The sequence below is a fragment of the Vibrio navarrensis genome (assembly GCF_015767675.1).
Lineage (GTDB): Bacteria > Pseudomonadota > Gammaproteobacteria > Enterobacterales > Vibrionaceae > Vibrio.
Genome location: NZ_CP065217.1, coordinates 1176807 through 1200619 on the forward strand (window position 1 = coordinate 1176807; position 23813 = coordinate 1200619).

Annotated in this window: 24 protein-coding genes and 1 tRNA gene; 17 read left to right on the top strand and 8 right to left on the bottom strand. The window is 46.9% G+C overall.

Going from position 1 to position 23813, the window contains the following annotated elements; translation table 11 throughout:
• Position 1: 1 nt before the first annotated feature.
• The 8 genes from tolB to I3X05_RS05350 all read left to right on the top strand — a co-directional run bounded on the left by tolB (position 2) and on the right by I3X05_RS05350 (position 7245).
• Entirely contained in the window at positions 2–1351 is a 1350-nt protein-coding gene (tolB, locus tag I3X05_RS05315) for a Tol-Pal system beta propeller repeat protein TolB (protein WP_039433163.1), read from the top strand.
• Positions 1352–1382: 31 nt separating this feature from the next.
• Positions 1383–1937, top strand: coding sequence for a peptidoglycan-associated lipoprotein Pal (gene pal, locus I3X05_RS05320; RefSeq protein ID WP_045568929.1), 555 nt, complete (start codon positions 1383–1385; stop codon positions 1935–1937).
• A 15-nt stretch (positions 1938–1952) separates the two neighbouring features.
• On the top strand, positions 1953–2753 hold the full coding sequence (ybgF, locus tag I3X05_RS05325; protein ID WP_045568928.1) for a tol-pal system protein YbgF: 801 nt from the start codon (positions 1953–1955) through the stop codon (positions 2751–2753).
• A gap of 113 nt (positions 2754–2866) precedes the next feature.
• Positions 2867–3928: a quinolinate synthase NadA gene (gene nadA, locus I3X05_RS05330; protein WP_045568927.1), complete on the top strand. Its 1062-nt coding sequence runs from the start codon at positions 2867–2869 to the stop codon at positions 3926–3928.
• A 104-nt stretch (positions 3929–4032) separates the two neighbouring features.
• Complete coding sequence (locus I3X05_RS05335; RefSeq protein ID WP_045568926.1) at positions 4033–5076, top strand: ion channel; 1044 nt, start codon at positions 4033–4035, stop codon at positions 5074–5076.
• A gap of 16 nt (positions 5077–5092) precedes the next feature.
• Positions 5093–5509 carry a DUF350 domain-containing protein gene (locus tag I3X05_RS05340; RefSeq protein ID WP_045568925.1) on the top strand — a complete coding sequence of 139 codons (417 nt, stop codon included), beginning with the start codon at positions 5093–5095 and terminating at the stop codon, positions 5507–5509.
• A gap of 8 nt (positions 5510–5517) precedes the next feature.
• Positions 5518–6081, top strand: a complete 564-nt coding sequence (locus tag I3X05_RS05345) for a DUF1190 domain-containing protein (protein ID WP_045568924.1) — start codon at positions 5518–5520, stop codon at positions 6079–6081.
• Positions 6082–7245, top strand: coding sequence for a glutathionylspermidine synthase family protein (locus tag I3X05_RS05350; protein ID WP_045568923.1), 1164 nt, complete (start codon positions 6082–6084; stop codon positions 7243–7245). It abuts the gene before it with no gap.
• A gap of 108 nt (positions 7246–7353) precedes the next feature.
• Here I3X05_RS05350 and I3X05_RS05355 read toward each other — a convergent pair whose 3' ends face one another.
• The 6 genes from I3X05_RS05355 to I3X05_RS05380 all read right to left on the bottom strand — a co-directional run bounded on the left by I3X05_RS05355 (position 7354) and on the right by I3X05_RS05380 (position 12449).
• Entirely contained in the window at positions 7354–7821 is a 468-nt protein-coding gene (locus I3X05_RS05355) for a copper chaperone PCu(A)C (protein WP_337970987.1), read from the bottom strand.
• A gap of 28 nt (positions 7822–7849) precedes the next feature.
• Positions 7850–8986: a porin gene (locus I3X05_RS05360; protein WP_337970988.1), complete on the bottom strand. Its 1137-nt coding sequence runs from the start codon at positions 8984–8986 to the stop codon at positions 7850–7852.
• The gene (locus tag I3X05_RS05365) at positions 8983–10146 is read right to left on the bottom strand and encodes an MbnH family di-heme enzyme (RefSeq protein ID WP_337970989.1); all 1164 of its coding nucleotides are present in this window, start codon (positions 10144–10146) and stop codon (positions 8983–8985) included. Before I3X05_RS05365 ends, I3X05_RS05360 begins: the two co-directional genes overlap by 4 nt.
• Before the next feature lie 5 nt (positions 10147–10151).
• A complete protein-coding gene (locus I3X05_RS05370) occupies positions 10152–11054 on the bottom strand; it encodes an MbnP family copper-binding protein (protein WP_193167310.1) in 903 nt (300 codons plus the stop codon).
• A gap of 147 nt (positions 11055–11201) precedes the next feature.
• Complete coding sequence (locus tag I3X05_RS05375) at positions 11202–11654, bottom strand: hypothetical protein (protein WP_193167309.1); 453 nt, start codon at positions 11652–11654, stop codon at positions 11202–11204.
• A gap of 225 nt (positions 11655–11879) precedes the next feature.
• Positions 11880–12449 (bottom strand): YecA family protein, encoded by a 570-nt coding sequence (locus I3X05_RS05380; protein WP_193167308.1) that lies wholly within the window; start codon positions 12447–12449, stop codon positions 11880–11882.
• A gap of 213 nt (positions 12450–12662) precedes the next feature.
• On the opposite strand from I3X05_RS05380, the gene I3X05_RS05385 reads away from it, so the two are divergent.
• The 8 genes from I3X05_RS05385 (at position 12663) to I3X05_RS05420 (ending at position 19825) form a co-directional block, all read left to right on the top strand.
• Entirely contained in the window at positions 12663–14843 is a 2181-nt protein-coding gene (locus I3X05_RS05385; RefSeq protein WP_052702499.1) for a hybrid sensor histidine kinase/response regulator, read from the top strand.
• Between the two features lie 269 nt (positions 14844–15112).
• Positions 15113–15562 carry an L-alanine exporter AlaE gene (locus I3X05_RS05390; protein WP_193167307.1) on the top strand — a complete coding sequence of 150 codons (450 nt, stop codon included), beginning with the start codon at positions 15113–15115 and terminating at the stop codon, positions 15560–15562.
• A 141-nt stretch (positions 15563–15703) separates the two neighbouring features.
• A tRNA-Ser gene (locus tag I3X05_RS05395) sits at positions 15704–15791 on the top strand.
• A 314-nt stretch (positions 15792–16105) separates the two neighbouring features.
• On the top strand, positions 16106–17344 hold the full coding sequence (locus I3X05_RS05400; protein ID WP_045568915.1) for a tyrosine-type recombinase/integrase: 1239 nt from the start codon (positions 16106–16108) through the stop codon (positions 17342–17344).
• A 242-nt stretch (positions 17345–17586) separates the two neighbouring features.
• Positions 17587–18504: a hypothetical protein gene (locus I3X05_RS05405; protein ID WP_045568914.1), complete on the top strand. Its 918-nt coding sequence runs from the start codon at positions 17587–17589 to the stop codon at positions 18502–18504.
• Between the two features lie 161 nt (positions 18505–18665).
• The gene (locus I3X05_RS05410; protein WP_337971160.1) at positions 18666–18854 is read left to right on the top strand and encodes a helix-turn-helix transcriptional regulator; all 189 of its coding nucleotides are present in this window, start codon (positions 18666–18668) and stop codon (positions 18852–18854) included.
• A 47-nt stretch (positions 18855–18901) separates the two neighbouring features.
• Entirely contained in the window at positions 18902–19045 is a 144-nt protein-coding gene (locus tag I3X05_RS05415) for a helix-turn-helix transcriptional regulator (RefSeq protein WP_242401973.1), read from the top strand.
• 291 nt (positions 19046–19336) lie between these two features.
• A complete protein-coding gene (locus tag I3X05_RS05420) occupies positions 19337–19825 on the top strand; it encodes a YagK/YfjJ domain-containing protein (RefSeq protein ID WP_226972132.1) in 489 nt (162 codons plus the stop codon).
• A gap of 234 nt (positions 19826–20059) precedes the next feature.
• On the opposite strand, the gene I3X05_RS05425 is transcribed toward I3X05_RS05420, so the two are convergent.
• Positions 20060–20326, bottom strand: a complete 267-nt coding sequence (locus I3X05_RS05425) for a hypothetical protein (protein WP_045568911.1) — start codon at positions 20324–20326, stop codon at positions 20060–20062.
• Between the two features lie 71 nt (positions 20327–20397).
• On the bottom strand, positions 20398–20682 hold the full coding sequence (locus tag I3X05_RS05430; RefSeq protein WP_045568910.1) for a hypothetical protein: 285 nt from the start codon (positions 20680–20682) through the stop codon (positions 20398–20400).
• Positions 20683–20881: 199 nt separating this feature from the next.
• Between I3X05_RS05430 and I3X05_RS05435 the strand changes: the two genes are divergently transcribed.
• On the top strand, positions 20882–23767 hold the full coding sequence (locus I3X05_RS05435; RefSeq protein ID WP_045568909.1) for a UvrD-helicase domain-containing protein: 2886 nt from the start codon (positions 20882–20884) through the stop codon (positions 23765–23767).
• The last annotated feature ends 46 nt before the right edge of the window (positions 23768–23813 follow it).

Sequence of the window (23813 nt, forward strand, 5' to 3'; positions counted from 1 at the left end):
CGTGATGAAACGCCTTTTACTGGGTTTAGTACTGCTGGTCAGTAGTGCCACAAATATAGCTCATGCAGCCTTGGAGCTGATCATTACTGACGGTATCGATTCGGCAAGGCCTATCGCTATTGTTCCGTTTAAATGGCAAGGGAAAGCCGCACTTCCAGCCGATGTCTCCGCGGTGATTGCGTCCGATCTGCAACGTAGCGGTAAGTTTAGCCCAATCGCAACCAATAAAATGCCCCAGACTCCTTACAACGAATCTGAGGTTAACTTTGACGCGTGGACGGCTTTAGGCGTTGATACGCTGGTGACTGGCAGCATTAGCCAAAATGAGAAAGGTGAGTATGTCGTCCGCTATCAATTGATTGATGTCGTGCGTGGCATGCTTACCAAAGGCCAAAGCCGGGCATTGGAGGATGGCCAACTCGTGCTATCAAAAGATCATGTGCTGTTTACTAAAGTCGCAACCGTCGAAGGGGAACGTCTGCGCGAATACGCCCATCGTATCTCCGACTTGGTCTATGAGCGTTTAACCGGAGAGCGCGGTGCATTTTTGACTCGCATAGCGTATGTGGTGGTCAATGACAACGACAAATTCCCCTACCAACTGAGAATCTCAGATTACGATGGTTTTAATGAACGTTTGGTGTTGCGCTCAAAGCAACCACTGATGTCACCAGCTTGGTCTCCTGATGGTCGACAGCTGGCTTATGTGAGCTTTCAAAATGGTCAGGCGGAAATCTTCATACTGAATATTTATACTGGTGAACATGAGAAACTAACATCATATCCACGTCATAATGGTGCGCCACGCTTCTCTCCAGATGGGAGTCAATTGGCGCTTGTCTTGTCCAAAACGGGCTCTTTACAGCTCTACACGCTGGACTTAAAAACTCGCCAGTTAACCCAAATAACGCGGGATAGATCAAATAATACGGAGCCATTCTGGCATCCTGATGGCAAATCGCTCATCTTTACTTCGGATCGGGGTGGTAAACCACAGATATATAGAGTAAATTTGAGCGACGGGTCGACTAGCCGTCTTACTTGGCAAGGTAGCCAGAACTTGGGTGGACAGATTACTCCGGACGGAAGATTCCTGATCATGGTTAATCGTAGCGAATCCGGCTTTAATCTGGCCAAACAGGATTTGGAAACGGGTGCGGTTCAAGTATTGACCAAAACCTTACTTGACGAGTCACCGAGTATTGCGCCGAATGGAGGTATGGTGATTTATAGCTCCATTTACGATAAGAAAAATGTACTGTCGATGGTGTCTATCGATGGTCGCTTTAAAGCTAGATTACCGGCAACGAATGGGCGTGTCAGAGCTCCCGCATGGTCTCCGTTTTTGTAGCAACTAAGTTTGATTAATAAAGGAAAATAAGATGCAACTTAACAAGGTTCTTAAAGGGCTTCTAATCGCACTCCCAGTAATGGCTGTTACAGCGTGTAGCTCAAGTGATGACGCAGCGTCTAACGCTGGCACCAGCACTGAAACTAACCAAACAACGTCTGGTGGTTCAGCGACGACTGGTGGTACTGATACCACAGTGATCACGCCGATCAACCAAAACGGTCAGCTATCTGAGCAAGAGCTTAAAGAACAGACTCTGCGTGAAACTCAAACCGTTTACTTCGCGTTTGATAACGCAACTATCTCAAGTGACTACGAAGAGATGCTAGCGGCGCACGCGGCGTACCTAAGCAAAAACCCGTCTCTGAAAGTGACTATCGAAGGTCACGCCGACGAGCGTGGTACACCTGAGTACAACATCGCGCTGGGTGAGCGCCGTGCACAAGCTGTAGCGAAATACCTGCAAGCGATGGGCGTTCAAGCGGATCAAATCTCTATCGTGAGCTACGGCGAAGAGAAACCTCTTCTTCTTGGTCAAACCGAAGAAATCTACGCGAAAAACCGTCGCGCAGTATTGGTTTACTAATTGAGGGAATGCCTCATGTTCAGTAACACTAAGCGAGCGGTTACGCTTACGTTACTGGCAAGTGCAGCGAATATTGCATTCGCTGCACCAGCCCCAGTATCTGATCTCAATAGCGAGCCCGTGACAGCGTCTGTTGTCAACGCTAGCCCATCTGCCGTTAACGCTGCTCCCGAAACGGATGTTCAGCGTCTTGAGCGTCTTCTGCAAAATCGAAATCGAGTTCAACTGCAGATGCAGCAACAAATCGATCAAATGTCGCTAGAAATCGCTGAGTTGCGTGGCAAACTTGAGCGCAATAGCTACGATATGCAGCAAATGCTGGAAAGACAGCGTGAACTGTTCATCGAGTTGGATCGCGTACGGGGCGAAATTAAGTCCGTAGGGAATACGAGCGTACCAGCGGCCGATGTGGATTCGGGTGCAGATAAAGGTGTGTACAGTACCAACGTGGATGAACAGACCGCATATCAAAATGCAGTTGACATGATTTTGAAAAAGCGCGATTACGCTGGTGCGATTGCTGCATTTATTCAGTTTCAAAAAGATTTCCCAAGTTCGAGTTATGCTGCGAATGCAAGCTATTGGCTAGGTCAGCTTTATTTTGCGCAAAAGCAGGATAAAGAGGCGGCGAAGAGTTTTGCTGAGGTTGTTACCTACCGTGATTCCAACAAGCGTGCTGACGCTTTGGTCAAGCTGGGTGATATTGCGGCTCGCAACAACAATCAGGCGGAAGCGAAGAAGTTTTATCAGCAGGCGATTGACGAACATCCCGGTAGTGCTTCGGCCAAGGTCGCTAAATCAAAATTGCAAGAATAAGGAGCTCAGGCTCCTTATTTTTTGCCAGTTTTCTGCATGCTATGGCTTTTGCATCTTCTATTCGCTTGAGGTTACAATACGCGAACTATAGGAAGTTGCGTAGAGCACGAGCAATGAGCCACATTTTAGACAAGATTGACACGGTTTATCCTTTCCCTCCAAAGCCTATCCCTTTGACGCAGGAACAAAAAGAGCAACATCTTTCCAACATCAAGGCATTGTTGAAAGAGAAAGATGCCGTTCTGATTGCCCATTATTACACTGATCCTGAAATTCAAGCCCTCGCGGAAGAAACGGGTGGCTTTGTCGGCGACTCTCTGGAGATGGCCAAGTTTGGTAACCGCCACCCAGCGAGCACCTTGATTATTGCTGGTGTGCGCTTTATGGGTGAATCGGCAAAAATCCTCACCCCAGAGAAACGTATTTTGATGCCGACATTGGAAGCCGAATGTTCTTTGGATCTGGGTTGTCCTGCTGACAAGTTCACGGCGTTTTGTGACGCGCATCCAGACCATACGGTCGTGGTGTATGCCAACACGTCTGCTGCGGTGAAAGCGCGAGCTGACTGGGTGGTGACGTCCAGTATTGCACTTGAAATTGTCGAGCATTTGGACGCCGAAGATAAGCCGATCATTTGGGGACCAGATCGCCACTTGGGCTCTTACATCGCAAAGAAAACTGGTGCTGACATGCTACTTTGGCAAGGTGAATGTGTCGTGCATGATGAGTTCTCTGCCGATGCGTTACGCAAAATGAAAGCAGTTTATCCCGATGCCGCTATTTTGGTGCATCCCGAATCGCCAGCCAGTGTGGTTGAACTGGCCGATGCCGTGGGTTCAACCAGCCAACTGATCAAAGCGGCCAAGGCATTACCTCAGCAGAAGATGATCGTCGCGACCGACAAAGGCATTTTCTTTAAAATGCAGCAGCTCGTGCCAGAGAAGGAGCTGATTGAAGCGCCGACAGCCGGTGCCGGCGCAACATGTCGCAGTTGTGCCCATTGCCCTTGGATGGCGATGAATGGCCTGCAAGCCATTGAGACCGCTTTGCGTGATGGTGGTGAACGACATGAGATTTTTGTAGATGAAGAATTGCGTGTTAAGTCTTTGATTCCATTAAACCGTATGTTGGACTTTGCCGAAAGATTGAACATGCAGGTAAAAGGAAACGCCTAATACTGCGCACAAGATCACAAAATGGAAACCAGCCTAACCGGCTGGTTTTTTTATCTCAAATAATTGGCTTATATTCAGCACCCTGATGAATAAAGGGGTTCACTATGTCGATTTGGCTGGTGCTAAAAAAGTGGTTTCAAACCCATGTATTTAGGCTAAGCAACCGCAATTTACTGTTACTGGTTGGCGTGTACCTGAGCCTTTGCTGGGGACTATTACGTTGGGCTGGTGAGGATGCGATTACCCGTGATCTCTCGGTATTTGTTTACTATTTGATGGTGACGGCATCGACAGTGGGGTATGGCGACTTATCACCCAGCACCACTTTTGGTCGCTGGGTTGTGGTTCTCGTTGTTATTCCAGGTGGATTGAGTCTGTTTGCTGCGTTACTCAGTCGTATCGCGGCTGGGGCGATTGATTACTGGCGTGCTGGCGTCTTGGGTAAAAGGAGAGTTCGAGTGGAAAATCATATTCTTTTATTAGGCTGGAATAACCAGCGAACGATTCATTTGATCCGCATGCTGCAACATGAAGAAGCGGGTAAGCGGCCGATTGTGCTCTGTAGCCGTTCAGACATTGAGAACCCATTACCCGGCGAGATAGGTTTTGTCAAAGTGACCAGCTATACCGATGGTCAAGAGATGAACAACGCCAACGTGGAGCAAGCGAGTTGCATCATCGTCGATACCCAGCAAGATGACATTACCCTGTCCGCCGCGCTCTATTGTGCGAGCGTCAACCCGAACGCCCATTTGGTGGCCTATTTCAAAGATGATGCGCTTGGCCGTTTGCTTAGCCAGCACTGCCCAACCGCAGAATGCATTCCTGCGGTGGGTGCGGAAATGCTGGCCAAGGCGGCCGTTGACCCTGGCTCTAGCACTTTGCATCAAGAGCTACTCGCATCGACCAGAGGGATGACGCAATACTCAGTGTTGTACCCGAAAACGCAACCTGAAACCAATGTCGCCAGTGTGTTCACCTTTATTAAGCAACAGCATCAGGCAACGCTAATTGCCGTTGATGTCGGCCAAGGGATTGAACTCAATCCACCACTCAACAAGCGCATTCCATCCGGCAGCAAGCTCTTTTACATTGCAGACGAGCGGGTGGAGTCGTTCCACTGGAAAACAATGAATCAATTAAGGTAAACATCTAGGTAAAATCATGGACATGCTCTCTAAGTTGTTGGCAGGATTCCCCAACTTTCTCCTCTATTTTTCACTGTCGTTGGCTTTTGTGCTGGCTTTTAAATTTATCTATGTCCGACTGACACCATATGACGAGTGGACGCTGATAAAAGATCATAAAAACACCGCTGCGGCGATCGCCCTTAGCGGCGCGTTTTTGGGGTACTGCTTGGCCATCTCAGGCGCGGCGAAAAACTCGCTCAACATTGCTGACTTTGCCGTTTGGGGCGTTGTTGCCTTGATGGCGCAATTGGTCGCGTTTGCCATCGTTCGTTTGGTGTTATTGCCGCGCATCGGTGAGCGAATTGAGAACGATGAAGTGCCAGCGGGCATTGTTCTGGCAACGGTTTCGGTGTCTGTGGGTGTACTCAATGCTGCGTGCATGTCTTACTAGGAGTCGAGATGAAACGCAGTTCTAACGTGAAAAAATCGTCTTTTGAGAAGGTCATGCCTGCCCTTCCTTATCTTCTCTTTGGTGGTGTCGCTGCCTACTCATTCTATGAGCCCAAGACAGAAGGCTATATTTACCGAGACAGCGAACAGTGCAAAAGAAACCACGCCAGCTATTCAGAGCAGTGCGAACTGGCCTACAAAGAGGCAGTCGCGCGCGCGGAGTTCAGTGCGCCGCGCTATCAATCAGAAAGTGAATGTAAAAGAGAGTTTGGCTATGATTCTGATGACTGCTACTACAGCAGCACCTACCACTCTTATATGCCACGCATGAGCAGCTTCTTTTACACACGAGACACCAGCGGTTTAAAGTCTCGCTCAAACGCCTTTTTCTCTGAGCCGCTCTACCGCTATCGTAGTGGTTACTACTCTGGCAGTGGTGTTTCTTATGGTACGAAATTGGGCCAAGCGATGAAAATCAACACCAGCTCGATTAAGTCAAGCGGCGGCACGATAGGCAAAGTGATGTCGCGCGGCGGGTTTGGTAAATCGGTCTCTATCAGTCGAGGCGGCTAAATGTTTCGTCGCGAAATAAAAGAACGTGAAGATTGGCGCGCACTTGCCGAGCGCTACGGCTTTGGCTTTCATACCATGTACGGACAGCCCTATTGGGATGAATCGGCCTACTATCAATTTAATTTGCAGCAGATTGAACACGATCTCGAAGCGCCGACGGAAGAGATCCACCAAATGTGCCTGTCCATCGTCGACAAAGTGGTGCATGACGAAGTGCTTCTGGCTCGTTTTGCCATACCCGAAACGATGTGGGAGGCGGTGCGCCGTTCATGGTTGATGCAAGAACCATCGCTTTACTCACGGCTTGATTTCGCCTATTCAGGCAACGGCCCAGCCAAGTTATACGAGAACAATGCCGACACCCCGACATCGCTGTTTGAAACGGCCTTTTGGCAGTGGATATGGTTGGAAGATGTGGTGAGTCGAGGCGTGATTTCTCGACGCGCCGACCAGTTCAACATCTTACAAGACTATCTCATCGAACGGTTAGCCCATATTGCCCGTTTGCAGCCGGGGCAAACCTTGTACTTCAGTTGCTGTAAGGAGACTGAAGAAGACCGGGCGACCGTGCAGTATCTTGAGGATTGTGCAAGAGAAGCCAGACTTTCCACTGCGTTTGTCTATATCGAAGACATTGGTGTCGATGAAGAAGGGCAATTTGTCGATCTCGAGAATCGGGTTATTCGCTGGATGTTCAAACTCTACCCTTGGGAAGAGATGTTCCATGATGAGTACAGCCAGTTTCTCACCACGTCGAAAATCAATTGGTTGGAGCCGATGTGGAAGTCGGTATTGTCGAATAAAGCGTTGTTGCCCTTGCTATGGCAAGAGTTCGAGGGGCATCCCAACCTTCTGCCGGCCTATTTTGCCGATGATACAAAAGCGAGCGCATTGAGTGATTTTGTGCGCAAGCCCTTGTTTTCTCGTGAAGGAGCGAACATTGAGATCGTACGTAATGGGAAATCTCGTCATAAAACCGACGGGCCGTATGGGGAAGGGCGTTTTATTGTCCAACAATATTGCCCGTTGCCAAAGTTTGCTGATAACCACACCTTAATCGGTAGTTGGTTAGTCAACGACAAAGCGGCGGGTATTTCGATTCGTGAAGATTCAAGTTTGATCACTCAAGACTTGGCTCGTTACCTGCCGCACGTGATCGTGTAACGTCCTGTCAGCAAAAGGCACCGAGGCCGCCCTTGTGGGTTTTCTCCTCAGTGCCTTTTCTTTTTCGCGAGTTATCTTGCTATTGCATCTTCATCATGGCAGGCGGTATTAGTGAGTGTGAGTATGCACATGGCCCGCTTCTTCAATCGCCATCTCGACTTCGATACTGCCCGCTTTTTTAAACGTCAGCGTCATCGGGAAGCGTTCGCCTTTCTTATAGCTCTGGCTTGGGTTGAAGATCATCAGGTGATAGCTGCCGGGTTCGAACATCACGCTTTGCATGCTGCCGACGCGAACCGCGTCAATTTTCTTCATCTGCATCATACCGTCAGCCATTTCATGAGTATGAATTTCCACTCGCTCAGCGATTGGGGTTGACGCGCTGAGCAAGAAGTCGTCGCTAGTTGCGTTGTTCTTCAATTGGAAAAAGCCAGCAATCACCGTCGCCGTTGGTGGCGCTTCACGGCTCCAAGGGTGATCGATTTGTATGCTGCCTTGATGGTAGTCATGGGCAAAAACGCTGCTAGCGGCCAAGGACAGCAGTGTGATGAGCAATGTGTGGATGGTTTTTTTCATTTTAATTTACCTTGTGGTTTTTCTTGGTTTACCAGTTCAGGTTGCCCTGATACACCAGCCAAAATGCGTTTTGGCTAAGGTGAGTGATTTCTTCGTAGTTACCTTGTAAGCGCAGCGTTTGCGCTGGCGCAAAATGCCAGTTGAGCACCGCGCTAATGCGTTGAGGACGCAAACCTTCGGCATTGAGCGCTTGACTAAATTCACTGCTCTCTCTGCTGACTTGGTTGTCGCTGATGAGAGCGTCGTAACGCAGCGCCAGTTCAAACGTCTCTCTTTGCCAAACAATCTGCGAGCTCACCCCATACTGAAAGGCATCGAGGTCGGTTTGCATCTGCTGAGAGTCGCTAAGACGGGCATCGATTTGTTGCCCCATCCATTGCGCTTCAATGCTAAATTGTTGCCACTGCCATTGAGCGCCGAGAGCAACCAAGGTGGTGGTGCCATCAAAGATAATCGCGCTGCTCGTGGTCGTATGGCTATGACCTTGGTTGGTTTGTGCGCCGCGTTGGGTTGCATCGAAGTGTGCCAGCGAGCCGACGACTCGCCACGAATGCGCTTGTTTAAAACCTTGCCATTGATAGCTCAAGCCAAGCGCTGCGGGTGTACTTTCGCTTGCATCCGCTTGGGCGGGGTAGCCATTGCCACGACCAACCCAAGCGGTAAGATCATGCATACCACTGGCGTAGGTGAGCTTGATGCTGTCGTCTTGATACTGGTTGGCGAGAAATGCTTGCTGTGACAACGATGCATCGACAAATCGCCAGTCGTGCTCATGCACGTCATTGTACAAACCAATGGGCGACAGTTGACGGCCTAAACGTAAGGTCCAGTTTTGTCCGAGATGAGGTTGTAACCAGACCTCTTCGACCTCGACATTCTCTCCGTGGTGGCTACCGAGGATGATTTTTCCGGCTAACACTTGCGGCCAAATGGCTAATAGCCCCAGCTCACCGTGCATCAATTGCACGCCTTGCTCTTGGTGCGCCGCATCTGCGCTGTTCAAAATACCCGGGATAGCAAATTGCTGATCGCGACTTTGATGGTAGTAGCCGAGTTGAGCGAACACGTTGCTTTTTACTTCAATGTTTGACTCATGGTTCGGGTTGGCATAGGCAATATGGCTAGAGAGCAAACTAACTGCCGTGAGTGTGAAAGCGTGTTTCATTGGTTATTCTCCGGCAAAAATGGGTTGGCATAGCGCGGGTTGCGAACAAAGGCTTCATCGTTGAGCGCCCCCAAAAAGGCCAGTACGTCCTGCTTCTCTTGCGGACTCAGAGTAAAACCATTGACAAACTCACTTTTGTTAGGGTTGAGTCGCCCATCGCCTTGGTAGAAACCGCTTTCGATATGACGACCGCCTGCGGCGTAAAAATCCAGCACTTCAGAGAGCGTGGCGATGCTGCCGTCGTGCATGTATGGCGCGGTATAAGCAAGGTTGCGTAGCGTGGGCGGGCGAAATTTGCCTTTGTCCACTGCGTTTGCTGTCACTGTATACAGGCCATTGTCTTGCGCTGGATAGCTGCCTTGCTCATCTAAGTTGTACAGGCCGGTGTTAAAAAATGGGCGACTGACAAATACCGTATCGGCGTGCAAGGTCGAATCGCTGAAATTAAAGCCGCTGTGACAATGAAAGCACTCCATCTTTTCGCTGTTGAACAGTGCCTGACCGCGTAGGGCCGCACTGCTCATCGTCCCTTGATCAAAATCGCTCTCTTTGGAGATCAAGGCGCGGTTAAACACCGCCAGCGCTTTGATGATGTTCGGCAAAGTCACGGGTTGCTGCTCGTTCGGAAACGCTTGGTTAAACAGCGTCTGATATCGGGGATCTTGCTCAAAGCGTTGTAAAATCTCGTCACGATTCGCATCGTTAATCCCCATCTCAACCGGAAACTCACCAAACAGCGGGATCACCAGTTGTTGCTCTATGGTGTGCAACACCGGATTGGCCCAAGTGTAGGAGGCGTTGTAAGCCACATTGGTTAGCGTTTGCGAGTTGCGGTGGAGCACCTCGCCGGTCGAACCGGTTGGAACCGCCAGCCCATCGGTAAACGCGAGCGCCTGCTGATGGCAAGATTCACACGCAAAGGTTTGATTGCCCGATAAACGCTTGTCGTAGAACAGGTGTCGTCCCAACTGGAATTTTTCTTCACTGGCCGGGTTATCGTTTGGCTCTCTCGGCATGGGAAGAGAGCCCGTTTGAAAGTCAAAACCACTGTGGTTGGTTGAACCCGCCGCAGTGACGTCGTAGCTTGATTCGCCGTCACAGCCCGTTACTGATGCCAGCACGAGCAGTGTCAGCAAACCACTCTTGAGGTTTGCTGACATCGGTATTACTCCACACTCACCCAAGATTGTGAAGTCGAGCAGTTGCCTGCAATGCACTCACCAGTGATGAGATCCAACCCTAAGTTATCAAACACGCCTTGGCAATCAGGGTCGCTGCTCGCCGACATACAGCCCAATGGCGTTGCATCCGTATTTTTAGAAATATCGCTGTTGGCGACCAGTTTTTGATAATCGAACACCACCTTGCTGGTGGCTAGGTTGAAGTTATCCAACTGATATTGTGGGCGGTTCGGGCGAGAAGCTGCGCAGTCGACGACTTCTGTATTGGCATCGGTCACTTCACAGCCTGTGGTACCAAGGTGGATGTTCCAACCTTTCACATCCATGCGCAAATGTTTGTGCCCTTTTTGCCAGCTCCAGTTCATCCCCGTGACATCAAGAGGAGAGACAGCATCATCGCCATTAATACCGTAGTGATTGAGCTCTGCTGGCACGCCGAGGGTAAAACGAAGGCTGGTGTATTTGCCTTGTGGAACTTTGCCGCGAATCGTGTGGTTCGTGTCTTCATTGCCGTTGGCGCAGCTGCCCTTGCCCGTTTCAAAATCCAGCAGGGCGACATTTTGATACTGCCATTTGCCGTCTTGGGTAAGTTCGACGGATACCGCTTCGCCTTGTTCGTTGATCAGCGCAACTTCAGAGATATACACACGAACATCGCTAAAAGTGGGTTGGCTGTTGGCTGTGCCTACGACACTGTTGTTCATCGCTTCGCAGCGAATTTCTTCATTGCCGACTCGTGCCGCAAACTGAATTGCTACCTCTTGGCTGGTTTTGCTATCGGTGTTACTTGCCCCCGAACTGCTGTTGTCACTGCCGCCACATGCGGCCAATAAGCTACAAAGAGTGATAGATACGAATGTTTTAGCGCTTAATGATGGGTTAAACATGATTCTTCCTTCTGAATTTTTAGTTAGCGCGCGCCGTTTAACGGATAGCATTAACGGATAGCAAACAGCACGCGCGCACCATCCCGTTAAGGGTGGCGTTTTTTTATGTTGAGCGTGAATGACTCAGCTGAGCCGATGGCTCAGAGATCAGGCGAAGAAAGAGTGCGGTGGAGATTGCTTCGGGGCGATGGAGAGATACACCTTTTGTAAACAAAGAAGGTGTTGATAGAAGATACGTGTTGGGGCGGGGCGAGACAGCCACGCCAAGATGACGGCTAAGCAGAGAACGGCTAGGCTTAAAGAAAACTGGCATGCTTTGAGCAGTGGGCAGTGAAATTTAAGGTTTTCATGGCCGCTGTCCGCATTGGGTACTTCGAGGTTGTTGGCTTCAATCAGTTCACTGATATCCACCCACTTAAAGCCTTGCGCGGTACATAGCAGCACTTTGCCGCCTTGGCTGTCTGATAGCCAGTTTTGTCGATTAACTTGAGAAGGGTTGAGCGCCATGGTCGCCAACAGATAAATCTGAAACAACAAAGCAATAATGACGTAAAACGCCACTACTTTTTGTTTGGTTTGCGGATTTATGCGTAGGTTCATTGCAACATAGGGTTAACCGAATTTGGCGCGGATACTAACAAATAACCGCTAGAGATGTAATGCTATTTTTACCAGCTGGTAGAATTTATGTGATTGTTATTGCGTTTGATTATGAAAAACGAGCTGGATATGTGTAATGTGTTGGCTAAAGCCGATCAACAAGAAATGGGTAAAACAAACAGGCATGCACGGCGAGTGAGGTGCCACTCGCCGCAGGAAGAGGATTTATTGCTGCTCAGCGAGCATCACACCACGTTGGGTTAGGCCGCAAAGCATCACCGGCATGGCGTTAAAGATCTCCGCAAACTGCTCAAGCCCTTCAAAGCCTTGTTCGCTCAATGTCGCAATGGTGGTTTCTGGGTCGTAAAGCATCGTTAAAGAGAGCAACACACCGCCGAGTAGGGCATTTTCCTCACTCTCTTCAGGCATTAAGGTTTCCCAATCATCGCGCGCCAGTTGCCAGCCTTGCAGTACACCTTCACAAAAGTCGCGAGTGGCTTCGTTAACGATTTCCGCTTCATCCAACTTGCAGGTTTCTGGCCACTGCCAGGAGCCATCAAGTAGCGCTGGACGTGCCTGATTCCAAAGTTGCACTACCGCATCAATGTAGGCTTCCAGCTGTTCACCGTCGGAAAAAGGTGCGGTTTCTTCACCTCCCCATAAGAAAGGCAGCCATTCATGTGGGTCGAGGATATTGGGCGCTGCCGCCATTGAAGTGACAAAGCCCTGCGTTTTAGCAAGATTGAGCAGCTTACCGTCTAATTCCTCAAGGGAAAGAATGTCAAATAACGTCAAAATAGAATACCTTGGATGTTAAGGGCGAGTGAATGGGCGGATCTTACCAATCTCGGCCGCCATTAAAAAGGGCAGAACGCCAGTTTCAGTGATTGTCGGTCTTTTCCGCAGTTTCGTCGTAGGGAAGAAAAGTAAGTCATTGATCCCTGTACCTTGAGCGGTGCCGGGTATGGTAATACACTAAAGTGAGCTAACAGGGAACGCTGTCATCGTATGGAAATTCGCTCATCACTTCGCAACAAAAGCATTCTCGCCTTGAGTTTGTACCTCTGTTTTTTCCTCGCCATCATCGGCAGCGTCACCTATTTTGTGGTTGAGCCTTTAGTGCGCAGCAAAATCGAGCAGAATCTGGATTTGAGAACCGAGCTGCTTGCCGCGCAAATTGAAGGGCCGCTCAATAGCTCGCTCGGGTTACTCGACAGCCTCGTTGGTTTCGCTCAAGGTAATCCACCGCCATCGCAACTTTCCCGTGGTATAGCCAATATCATCGCTGCCAGCGGCAATATTATCTCCAGTGGTGGACTTTGGCCTGAACCGGAACTCAACCAAGCGAAACCAGTCTATCGAAGCTTGTTTTTTAATAAAACCAAGCAAGGTGGTGTCGATCAGGTGCATCTGTATAACAACCCGGAATCCGATGGCTATCATCTTCAGCCTTGGTATCAGTCCGTTGCCAATCAACCTTCAGGCCAACTAAGTTGGTCGCAGGTGTATATCGATCCTTATACGCAAGTGCAGATGATCACGGCGTCGAAACCTTATTACCTTGATGGGCAGTTTGCTGGGGTGGCAACGGTTGATCTCTCCTTGCAAGCACTATTTGATTTTATCCGCAAACATACCGAGATTTACCAACTTGGGGTCACCATCAGTGCATTAAACGGCAGCTTGATCACCGAGCACAACTACACTCTTGTTCGAGGCCGTTACGTTAGCCAGATTGAACTCAGCGATTTTCATTGGCAAATGAAAGTAGTGAGTGCCCGCCAGCGAATAAGTGATGAAGTGTTCAATAAAGTGCTACGGGTGGAATGGGGTATTTTGCCTTTCTTACTCATCTGCGTTTTAGCAGGTTACTACTTGCTCAACCGTTATTTGATTGAACCGATCATCACGATTGCGCAAAGCGTGGACAACTCAAAAACCGGCGGTATCGTTGATATCGATTATCAAAGCGATGACGAGATCAAACATCTGATCGATGCGTTTAACGAGAAAACCGTCTATCTAGAGGCAGAAAAAGTCAAAGCACAAGCGTCAACCAATGCCAAAACCGCCTTTTTGGCCACATTGTCGCACGAAATTCGTACGCCCATGAATGGCGTGTTGGGCACGGCGCAGTTGTTGCTGAAAACCCCATTGACCGAAGAACAGAAAAAGCACCTAAAAACGCTATACGATTCCGGTGATCACATGATGACTTTGCTCAACGAGATCTTGGATTACTCCAAAATCGAGCAAGGACACATGGAATTTGATCTCGCCCCATTCCCGTTTGACTCCATTATTGGCAGCGTAAACAGCATCTACTACACCTTGTGTGCGGAAAAAGGACTGCAATTTCGCGTCTATTCACAGGTTGCCAGAGATCGTTGGTACCATGCAGACCGTGCACGCCTGCGGCAAATACTATTCAACTTACTCAATAATGCGGTGAAGTTTACTTCCCACGGTGTGGTTGAAGTCTACTTGGAAGAAGTGTTCAAAGGAGGGCAGAACTACCTTGTGATTAAAGTTAAAGACACAGGGATAGGTATTCCTATTGCAGCACAAAAACGTATTTTCCGCCCGTTTGAACAAGCAGAATCCTCGACCACCCGACGCTATGGCGGTACTGGCCTTGGTCTGGCAATCGTTAAAAAAATCGTTGAAAAGTTAGGTGGTAAAATTAGCGTTTCCAGTCAAGAAGGGCTTGGCAGTTGCTTTAACGTCGAGTTGCCAGTGCAGGTGTGTGACGTTGGCAGTGTCGAGCAAGAGCCAAATTATCATCTCGATTATCAAGGTTTGACCGTTCTGATTGTTGAAGACAACCGCACCAATGCCATCATTCTTGAAACGTTTATGCGCAACAAAGGCTTTATTCCCACTTGCGTCGAAAACGGCCAAGAAGCGTTGGATCTGTTACCACATCAATCATTCGACTTGATCTTGATGGACAATCACATGCCCGTACTGGATGGCATTGAAACCATTCGCGCCATTCGTGCCATGCCAAACTCGATTAACCAAGTCTTGATCTTCGGTTGCACTGCCGATGTGTTCAAAGAAACACGTGTTTGTATGTGTGAAGCTGGTGCCAATCACATCATCGCCAAACCGATTGTAGAGAAAGAGCTCGATGATGCGTTGTTTCGGTACGCAGACTTGCTCTACCAATACCGTCGTGAGGCATAAAAGGTCTTCTTTCTCTTCTAACAGTAAAGGCACTTATGTAGTTAAATTACATCTCATAGATCATTGAAATGAGGTTTTATCCATTTTTGGTGACTTTATCTACATTTGGTGCGTTTTTTGGTCATAAATTTACAACTCAATTTCAAATACGGTATCTAAAACTACAAATTATTTGCTCTAATAGCGCCATGAACTGCTCTGGTTTTTACATCCAGTTCATGATGTCGTTAAATTGCCATTTTTATAGTTATATATTTTAGAGGACGTAAATGAAATCTCGTGCGCCATTTTGTATCCGTCATGCAGCAGCAGATACTTTTGCTATGGTGGTTTTTTGCTTTATCTCAGGGATGATTATCGAGATTCTGATTTCTGGAATGACCTTCCAGCAATCATTGGCATCACGAACGTTGTCGATTCCGGTCAACATCGCCATCGCTTGGCCTTATGGTCTATTCCGAGATTGGGTACTTCGCCAAGGTGCGCGAGTTTCGACTGGCGGTTTGATGAAAAACGTCTCCGACTTAGTGGCCTACGTACTTTTTCAATCTCCCGTCTATGCGGGTATTCTGCTGGCGGTTGGTGCCTCGACAGAGCAGATCATTACCGCAGTGACCAGTAACGCCATCATTTCCTGCGGCATGGGCGTGCTCTATGGTTACTTTTTGGATATGTGTCGCCGCTGGTTCAAGGTTCCGGGGTACTATCAACAAGCTTAGTTGCTGGTAGAGTGCGCGATTTAGTCAATAACTGACCAACCAAACCTTTTAAGGCGCTTTTTTTTCAAAACTGGGCTTGACCAATCCCAAGATAATCATTAAATTAGCGCCTCGTTGAGAGGGGAAACCCAACAACAATTCGGTGAGTTGTCCGAGTGGCTGAAGGAGCACGCCTGGAAAGTGTGTATACGGCAACGTATCGAGAGTTCGAATCTCTCACTCACCGCCACATTCAAGTCTAAAGACGTCCTATGGCGTCTTTTTTCTTATCTAAAATTCCTAAAAATCAATAAGTTATGGTCCGTATTCTTCCGGGTTCATCCAACCAAATCCACTGTTTCAAGTAATACCCAAAGTAATACCCAAGCCGTTTTTCTGATGCTAGTATTACTTTAGAACACAATTCTGGTATTACTTTTAGCCCTTTCTTATGGTGATATTTTAAAGCTAACTCTTTGTTTTAATTTTGAAATGATGGGGGTAAGTAATACCGAGATTTTGAGGTTCTTCTGCGTTGTTCAGGTATTACTTGAGGGATAAATGATGGCCTATAAATTGACAGCAAGACAGGTACAAAGCGCAAAACCTAAGGACAAGGTTTATCGATTATCGGATGGAGGCAATTTGTACTTTTGTGTACGGCCCAATAATTCCAGATCTTGGCAATTTCGCTATACAAGGCCAGGACAAGATAAAGTGACTTACCTATCTTTCGGCACTTACCCTGATATGAGTTTGGCGGAAGCGCGAGATAAAGCCTTAGAGTCACGAAAGATGCTTGCAGAAGGTATCGATCCTCAGTTAGCGAGAGAAGAACAAAAAGCCAAAGCGATTCTCGAGCAAAATGCGACTTTCCAGTTTGTTGCTGAACAATGGAAAGCGACGAAAGAGGGAAGAATCAAAGAAAAGACATTGCTTGGCAATTGGCGCAAGCTTGAACTGTACGCATTTCCAAAGTTGGGCTCCATGCCCGTCAATAAAATTTCCGCACCGCTTGCAATTTCCGCTCTTCGTCCTGTAGAAGAGCAGGGCTTACTTGAAACAGTGAAGCGAACCGCTCAGTTAATGAACGAGGTCATGAATTACGCTGTTAACAGTGGTGTAATTCATGCTAATCCTTTGTCAGGTATTCGAGATGTGTTCAAAAAGCACAAAGTGGTCCATATGAAAGCACTACAGCCTCATGAGATGCATGAGCTGATTCGAACAGTCGCCACTGCAAACATCCAGCGTGTCACGCGCTTTCTTATTGAGTGGCAATTGCACACCATGGTTCGGCCCAACGAGGCTTCTGGCGCTCGTTGGGAAGAAATAGACATAGCAAATAAGCTTTGGATTATCCCCAAAGAGCGCATGAAAATGAATCGAGAGCATGCCGTCCCGCTCACTGAGCAAACGCTCGCTATACTTGAAGCTATCAAACCAATCAGCGGACATCGAGAATACATTTTCCCCTCTAGCCGTAATCCCAAGGTACCAACGGACTCCGAAACGGCGAACAAAGCGTTGGGGAGAATGGGATTTAAAGACCGAACGACTGCCCATGGTTTGCGCGCATTAGCTAGTACGACACTCAATGAGAAAGGCTTTGACCCTGATGTGATTGAGGCAGCATTGGCGCATACCGACAAAAACCAAATTCGTAAAGCCTACAATCGCAGTGATTATCTGGAGGCGCGGCGAAAGTTAATGTGCTGGTGGAGCGAACACATCGAGAAATCAAGTTATGGAAGCTATAGCGTTATAGGAAAAGACTATTTAAGAACGGTCAATGTAAGATAAATTTGCCTGGACAAGGATGAGGTGATTTTATAACACGTTAACACGTTAACACGTTAACACGTTAACACGTTAACACGTTAACACGTTAACACGTTAACACGTTAACACGTTAACACGTTATTATTATGATACGGCAATATAGTAATCGTGTAACATGTTATAAGTGTTATTTTTTCGTTGATCTCTTAGTATTAATTAGAATAGATTTTACTTCCTGAATTTTAAATAAGGAAAGTAAGCTTATGTCTCAAAGAAAACATTCTAGTTCTGGTGAATATAGGGAAATGAAATTGTTCCCCCTGCCTTATTTTTCATTGGATATGGCAGCTGAACAATTGGACGTCCCGGTTCGGTTTTTCGAAGAGGCTGTAAGATGTGCTTTGGTCCGACCATGTGTGTTAGTTGATGATATTAAACCACAAAAGTCGTTTTCAATCTTAACTGGGAATAAAGAAATCCTAGAAAGTGCTGAAGCCTACTGTCCTTCAGGACTGTCTCAATCCGACTTGTCTCGTCAGCACTCTCCATTGATTCGTCCTAGGCTCTCAAACATTGATGACTATCTTTCCAGCTCTGCATCGCAGCTTAATGTCACTTATTTCGAACCCTATTCTGAGGGAGAAGCAGGTGTCGAGGGATATTTAATGGGTTTTTGGCAAATCGAAAGCGTTGACGATGCTATTAGGCTGTTATCCTCTCTGGATGAAATTGATATTGAAGTTGTTCCGTATATTGATGATTGTTGGTATCAAGATAGACCAATAGATAAAGCACAAATAACGATATTAGGTTTTCCTGTGACAGTGAGTGCTAAGAATATTGTTATTAGCTATAAGGATGTAAAAAAAATATTAGATGCATATCAAAAAGGTGTTCCTATCGATCAACGAACTCTATACGGCTTAGCCAAAAAGCAGACAGAAGTAAAAGAACCAGTTGCTAGAGCTTCACAAAAAATGATGGCGGTATTATGTGCTGTGATCGCTACTCACCCTAAGCTTGGCCCTAGTTGTTTTGACAAAAAGGTGAACTTGCATGAAATACTTTCTGCTCATTTTGCATGTGAGGGAATATCCCTTGGTTTATTCGAACCTGATCCGAGCACCGTGCGCAGATGGAAGCAAATTATAGACTTCGAGAAAGCAATTCTGCGTAAATAAGAAGTAACATTCTAGCACCACTGCGCGCGCATCTAGCTCACATGCGCGCGCATGTTTACCTAATGCGCACCATTCCAATCCCTTCCGGATTAATCTCATTCCGTCCTGAGAACAACGAAAAAGGAAATCAGTGAATGAAGATTATTCGTCTTAAAGAAGTTATGTCCATTACCGGCTTATCACGTTCGACTATTTATGAGCGTATATCGGTGGGAGAGTTTCCTCCTAGTGTGAGTCTAGGTGGTTCCGCCGTTGGTTGGTTGGAGTCTGAAGTACATGCGTGGATTGAAAAGCGAGTTACTGAGCGAGATGAACGTCTAAGTCAACCTACTTATCGCAAGCGGGGGTAGTTATGAATGTAAGCCGCGAGATATTAACCACTAAGCAAGTATGCGCAATGACCAATCGCTCGGTATCGACAATTAACCGATGGTGGAAAGAGAGGCGCTTCCCGAAACCATTACAGTATCAGGGGAGATCTTACGGTTGGGATTCAGATAAGGTGAAAGCATGGTTTGAGAGTCAATTTGACGCAAAATGACGCTGTTTGCGTCATTCTGCTCACTTTTGAAGTATCAATACCCAGTTTTGTTGAGCTAAATTTAGACCTTATTGCATCGCCCATCCCTTATGAGACGAGGGGTTCGGTATAGAAGGTAAAGCAACGGGAACTGGGTATTTCATATTATCTCCCGTTATTCTTAATACCCTTATCAATAATCCTTGTATGAGAAAAAACCAGTCAACTTCACCATACTATCGTTATTTAGATAGTGTGTACCATGTGAATGCAGGGGAAGGTAAGCCAATCTTCACTCATCAAATGGGCAAGATGATAGAACAACTCGAGATCATGCTGGGTCATCATCGGAAAGTCTTGGTAGTCAGATTCGATTTACATCTCCCCAGTCACGGTCACTCAACAGACAATCAGGTGATGTCGATGTTTCTCAATCACATTCGATATCGAGTCAAGAAGAGATATAAAATGGTGCGTCTAGGCTACGCGTGGTGTCGAGAGCGGAACCATGCTTCAGCTCAGCACTATCACGTTGCTCTCTTGCTAAATGGCTCTCAAATACAATATCCAGATAAACTGCTTAGTCTGCTTACACAGTGGTGGGGGACGGTATCAGACGGAGGTCATTTATTTATACCGGAGAATTGTTATTACCTAGTCAGTCGTCAGAGCGACGGGCGAGTGAAAAGGGATGCAATTTACCGTTTGTCTTACCTTGCTAAAGTGAATAGTAAACAAAGTCGAGAAGGGTTCGCCAATGATTACGGTACCAGTCGGCTAAAAATGGAAAGTGATCAATAAAAGTGATCAGTAAAAGTGATCACTAGCGCTGATCACTTTTACTGATCATGTTTTATTTACTTTATATTCAGTTAGTTAATGAGAATTGCGCATGTTGACCGTTGCGTTTCAAGAATTGACTAGGAGCCATCGCCTTTCTATGTTTGCAAAAAAACGGCCATTTTCAGGCGCTTTTCGACCCACAAAGTGGTGGTGAAAGTTTAATTTATTGCATTCACTTGGGGATTTGTCTCATCAAATATGCAACTTTAGGCGGATATAGGCAGGTACGGCTAGTAACGCCTCTCTGTCTGTGGCTGCAAGAAAATCCAGGTACTCCCGCAACTCACCGTCGGTAACACTTTCAAGCTCTTCATAGCTTACACCGAGCAACCTAGCACCATGCATCAATCCATTAAGGTATTGTTTACGTTCGTTTTTGCTTTGTTCATCTTGAGCATCCATCCGGTGGTACTCATGTAAGATTTTTTTCAAATAATCCAAGAAATCGGTTGAGTCCATAATGACTTCCTTTCCCTAATCGCAATTGAATACTGCTCAGCCACCAGCGAGACACAAACGGTCTCTGGGCATCACTTCTCATCCGGTTTGTTTCGGTACACTTGCCAACTGCTTGGTATTACACTAATCCAGTTATCACGAACGTAGTTATCATGGTCTTCTGCAGAGCCTTCAGGGTACCGTTGATAGAACTCTTCAGTGAGCTTGAAGTAAAGAGACCACTTTCGAAGTATGTAATTGTCTGCGTATCCCAAGTGTTTGGCGGCAGCGAGATTACCATGTGCAAATCGGCATACTGGGTTGGGATTACCGCGATTACCTTTTACAAAGCGGCCTTTGGCATCACGTTCGGGCATAATCATTCCTTGTCGAAATAGACAGTTCGTAAAGTATCCACCACAGGTTATCAGTGACCTAGCGAACAATGCAAACACTAGGCGCTCATAACAACAGTAGATAGTTTCTTTAGATCTCAATCACTAACCATCATACTTAGTCATGTAAACTAGGTTTCACTAATCGATATTGTATCACGCTCATAAAGCTATAAATCAGATGTCAAAATTACTTCTTAGACCTCATTTTCTTGCTAGATTGTTCGGAGCAACATCCTTTATCGAAATTTACGATGAAGGCATAACATTTGTAGGTAAACATGAGGCTGGCCACTTTTCATGGCAACAAATTGACTCCCCACCCAAGGTAAATCTTGGTTTAACCGGTGGCTCTATCACGTTCTCCGTAAACCACAAAAACTACACTGTCTCGGCTTTAAGCTACGCTGCTACTCGCAAGCACCAGCATAATCTATTCGCATTCTGGGCGAACCAAAATGCCGAATACCTTGCCAGTTTTGTTCGCGATGTTGAACTTCATTGTCAGAGGGCTTATCTAAAAGATTCATCTCGTGAGTCAATCCAAGCCAGAGCGCAGAAAGAAGCCCAGAGGTGGTCCGGTTGGCAATCGGCAAAAGGCCTCAATGCCGCTGTTACTGGCGTGGCTCTATGCGTTCAAGAGTTCAGTAATTGGAGTGATGAGCAAGTTGCCTCGATTAGAGAGAGGTTCGTGACAAACCAGCTTAATCAATACAAGCCATTTTTTGATGAAGTTGAGTCGAACCCTCTTACCGATAAACAACGCATCGCTTGTGTCACTGATAATGACAATAATCTACTGCTAGCAGGCGCTGGGACTGGAAAAACAAGTGTAATGGTTGGCCGAACGGGTTATTTGGTGAAAAGTGGCAAAGCAAAGCCTGAGGATATTTTGTTGCTTGCTTTTGGCGCGAAAGCGGCAGAAGAGATGGATGAGCGTATAAAGCAACGGCTCGGGTTCGATTCTGTGCGGGCCAGCACCTTTCACAGTTTGGGATTGAAGATCATAGCAGAGGTGGAAGGTCATGTACCCAAACTTTGCCCCTTCGAGTTAGACGCCAAAATCAAAGCGCTCTGGATGCATAAAACATTAGAAGCTTTGATGCATGATGCTCACTATCGTCGACAGCTTTTGGAGTATTTCAGTGCTTACTACTATGTCGATAAAAGCCCGTTTCAGTTCAACAGTTATGGTGACTATTTACGTTATTTAAATGATAACGACATACAAACCATCAAAGGTGAGGCGGTGAAGAGCTGTGGTGAAATGGTCATTGCCAACTGGCTCTATCGCCATGGCCTGAACTACCAATATGAAGCAAATTATCGTTTTGATGTCAGTACACAAGAGTACCGACAATATCAACCCGATTTCTACTTACCAGACTATGACATATATATTGAATACTACGGCATAGACAAGGATGGAAACACGGCGCCGTGGATTGATAGAGAAAAGTACCATCGCGGCATAGAATGGAAGCGCGCGACTCATGAAAAGTATCAGACGGGTTATATTGAGTTGTTCTACCACCAACATAGTGATGGCATTATGCTTCCTTCGCTTGAGAATCAGCTCAGAGATAGGAACGTCGAGCTTTCTCCGATTTCTCAAGCAGAGCAGTTAGCGAAGCTTGAAGAACTAGGACAAGTCACGCAACTGGCGAAGTTGCTTGGTATGCTGGTGGATATGTACAAAGCATCGTGTTTAGATCAAGTAGCGTTAGATACGCTGATTGCACAGTCAGTCGATCCTAAACAAACGGCCAAAGCCTTTGGTTTGCTAATGCCGCTTTACACGAAGTATGAGCACTATTTACAACAAGAGAAGCTGATTGATTTCAATGACATGATTGTCAAAGCGTTGCACTATATTCAGTCAGGGCAGTTCAGGCCCAATTGGAAATATATTCTGGTCGATGAGTTTCAAGATATTTCTGAACCACGAGCTCGGTTGGTAAAAGCTTTGCGAGATACCTGCACAGGTTGTTCACTTTTCTGTGTAGGAGATGATTGGCAAGCTATCTACCGTTTTACGGGGGCAGATGTGAAGTTAACCACTCATTTTTCAAACTATTTTGGCCCCACATCCCAAACTCATTTGGATTTAACCTTTCGGTTTAATAGTTCGATTGGTGATGTCGCATCTCGGTTTGTTACCCAAAATCCAGTGCAGATTCGCAAAATCATACGGTCGCTCAATCAAGTTAATCAACCTGCCGTTTCTTTACTTCGTCAAGGTCAAACCGAGCCAGGAGTAAATCCTCTCGAGAAGGCTCTTGAGGCAATCGCTTATCGGGTCAAGAGTTCAGGAAAGTTCACGCAGAATAAAGTCTATCTTTTAGCGCGCTTTTGGCATCAAATGCCTCGCAGTCAGGAGCTTTTGGCCTACCGTAAACAGTTCACTTCACTCAATATAGAATGGTACTCCTTCCACGCATCAAAAGGTAAAGAAGCAGACTATGTTGTTATTCTTGGGCTGACATCTGGTACTAACGGTTTCCCATCTAAGAAAGTCACACCGCCTCTTCTCGATGCACTATTACCCAAGGGAGACAGTTATGAGTTTGCCGAGGAGCGCAGGTTATTCTATGTGGCTATCACTCGTGCTCGCCACCGAGCGTATTTACTTGCAGATATGACCGATGTCAGTGAGTTTGTTGTTGAGCTACTTGAGTCAAAATACCCGATAGAAACGGACGAATTTGAAACCTCTTTCGTGCAGAAGCTTTTTGAACAAATTTCATGTCGCCGATGTAAAGCTGGGACGCTGCAGGAGAGGGTCAGCGAGTTCGGAAAATTCTACTCATGTTCTTTGTATCCACGGTGTAAACACAAAGAAACACCGTGTGACTGCTGTGGCCAGCCAATGAGTTGCAGCAAAAAGCAAGGCTATCAAGTCTGCATTAATGACGCGTGTGGTGCTGTTCGTCCACTCTGCCAACGCTGTGGAAGTGAAATGAAGCTACGAGATGGCAAATATGGTCCATTCTGGAGCTGTACCAATTATCGCCAAGGTGCCGATTTGAACTGTGGATATAAGTTACAAGTGACAAGTAATTCATAGCGATGCCAAACAAGTTCAGTGAGCATCAATCGGCCAAGTGCACGAA